The organism is Isoptericola sp. NPDC060257, from assembly GCF_042726645.1.
GTDB lineage: Bacteria > Actinomycetota > Actinomycetes > Actinomycetales > Cellulomonadaceae > Isoptericola > Isoptericola nanjingensis.
On sequence record NZ_JBHXAW010000426.1, the window covers coordinates 1 to 2,311 of the forward strand.

The 2,311-nt window shown below is 74.0% G+C and carries 2 protein-coding genes and 1 pseudogene; 2 read left to right on the top strand and 1 reads right to left on the bottom strand.

Features of this window, described 5'->3' with window-relative positions; genetic code table 11:
• Positions 1-192, top strand: a pseudogene (locus ACFWEK_RS20860) (hypothetical protein); the annotation flags it as partial.
• A 184-nt stretch (positions 193-376) separates the two neighbouring features.
• On the opposite strand, the gene ACFWEK_RS20865 reads toward ACFWEK_RS20860, so the two are convergent.
• The gene (locus tag ACFWEK_RS20865) at positions 377-1,867 is read right to left on the bottom strand and encodes an MFS transporter (RefSeq protein WP_430555282.1); all 1,491 of its coding nucleotides are present in this window, start codon (positions 1,865-1,867) and stop codon (positions 377-379) included.
• Positions 1,868-1,953: 86 nt separating this feature from the next.
• Here ACFWEK_RS20865 and ACFWEK_RS20870 point away from each other — a divergent pair.
• On the top strand, positions 1,954-2,311 hold a 358-nt coding region (locus ACFWEK_RS20870), incomplete at its 3' end, for a MarR family winged helix-turn-helix transcriptional regulator (protein ID WP_430555283.1).

The following is a 2,311-nucleotide window of genomic DNA, read 5'->3' on the forward strand; positions in this document are numbered from 1 at the left end:
CAGCCCCTCTACCGCACCCTCGTCCTCGCGAGCCTGCTCAGCGCCCGCATCCGCGCCTCGGTCGCCGTGGCCACCACCCGCGCCCTGTACGACGCGGGCCTGCGCGACCCGCGCACCTCGGCCACCGGGGCCCGGCTCGCGCCACCGCCCCCGCCGTTCGCGCCGCCGAAGGCGACGTCCGAGCAGGAGTAGAACGCCTCCGGGCTGTCCGAGCGGACGCGGACCAGCGCATCCGCGACGTCCGCGGCTTCCTCGACAAGGTTCCTGCCTGACGTCGCTCGACCGGTGCCCGAGGTCGACGAAGCCTGTCACCGGAGGCCGCCACGTCACGAACCTGGCGCAGCGGCCTCCGGCGGCGTCCCCGGTGCGAGGTGGCTCAGCCCACCAGGGCGGGCTCGTCGTCGGCGTCGGGGACGGCGGCCAGGTGCCGACCCTCCCCCTGCCCGCTGCGCTGCCGCGGGATGCACAGCACGATCGCCGCGCCGACGGCCGCCGCGACGGCGCCGATGACGAAGCAGAGCTGGAACGCGCCGCCGGTGGGGATGGGCGGGGTGCCCGGCGCCAGCACCGTGGTCCGGCTCGTGAGCACGATCGCCATGACGGCGCCCGCCACGGTGGTGCCGATGGAGCGCATGAGGCTGTTCAGCCCCACGCTCGCGGCCGACTCGGCGGCCGGCACGTTGGTGAGGATGAGCGTCGGCATCGCGGCGTACCCGATCCCGACACCCGCGGACGCCACGCACGAGGCGAGCATGAGCTGCCACGGCGCGTCCATGAGGAAGACGGCGACGACGTAGCCGAGCGCGAGCACGCCCGCGCCGATCGCCATGGTGCTGCGGCCGCCGAGCCGGGTGAGCAGCCGGGACGAGACCGGCGTGAAGAGCATCATCATGAGGCCCGCCGGGGCCATCCACAGGCCCGCCTCGAGGATCGTCTGGCCCAGGCCGTAGCCGGTGGCCTCCGGCATCTCGAGGAGCTGCGGCACGACGATGGACTGCGCCATCATGCCGAACCCGATGAGGACGGCGGCGAGGTTGGTGAGCAGCACGGGACGGCGGGCGGTGGTGCGCAGGTCGACCAGCGGGTCGTCGTGGCGCAGCTCGTACCAGCCCCACAGCAGCAGGACGACGACGCCGCCCACGACCATGCCGAGGGTGCTCGCGGCGCCCCAGCCCCAGTCGTTGCCCTTGGAGACGCCGACGAGGACGCCGACGAGGCCGATCGCCAGCCCGATCGCACCGACCACGTCGAGGCGGCCGGGGTGGGCGTCGCGCACGTGCGGCACGACCGTCGCGGTGAGGGCCGTCATGACGACGGCGAGGACGACGGAGACCCAGAACAGCATGTGCCAGTCGAAGTCCTGCGCGATCCACGCGGCCAGCGGCAGGCCGAGCGCGCCGCCGACGCCGAGCGTGGCGCTGACGCCCGCGACGGCGGTGTTGCGCAGGTGCGGCGGCGCGATCTCGCGGACCATGCTGATCGCGACGGGGATGTAGCCCATCGCGACGCCCTGCAGCACCCGGCCGACCAGCACGGGGCCCACGGAGCCGGAGACGGCGCAGACCAGCGAGCCGACCACCAGCACGGCGGCCGAGACGACGAGCACCGGCTTCTTGCCGTAGAGGTCGGCGAGCCGGCCGGTCACCGGCATCGCGACGCCGCCGCCGAGCAGCGTGGCCGTGACCACCCACGACGCCGTGCTGGCCGACGTCGACAGCAGCTCGGGCAGCTCGCTCTGGATCGGGATGACGAGCGACTGCATGAGCGCCGCGCAGAGGCTGCTGAAGCAGACGACCACGACGACGGCGATGGCCCGCCGGTCGGTTCGCGGCGGCGCGTCGGGGGCGGGGGACGGGGAAGAGCTCACGGCACACCTCGGGATGTGTAACTTACATAAGACCGTGTGTATGCTACCTGCATATCGACCAGCGTCAACCCTCCGAAGGGATCCCGATGCCGACCGTGACACCGTCGTCCGCGCCGTCGCCCTCGTCGTCCGACCCCGCTGAGCTGACCGACGACCGCCGGGTCGCGGGCCTGCTCTTCCGGCTCGACCTCCACCGCCGTCTCGCGGAGCACCGCAGCCCGCTCGGCACCGCCGACGGTCGCCTCCTGTGGCTGCTCTCCGACGGCCGGCCCCGCACGCTGCGGGAGATCGCCGAGGCGCTGCGGCTCGAGCAGTCCACGGTCAACCGTCAGGTCAACGGGGCGCTCGCGGCGGGGCTGCTGCGCCGGTTCACCGCGCCCGGCCGCTCGGCCCGCCTCCTCGAGCCAACCGAGGAGGGGCTCGCCCGGTTCGAGGAGGCGACCG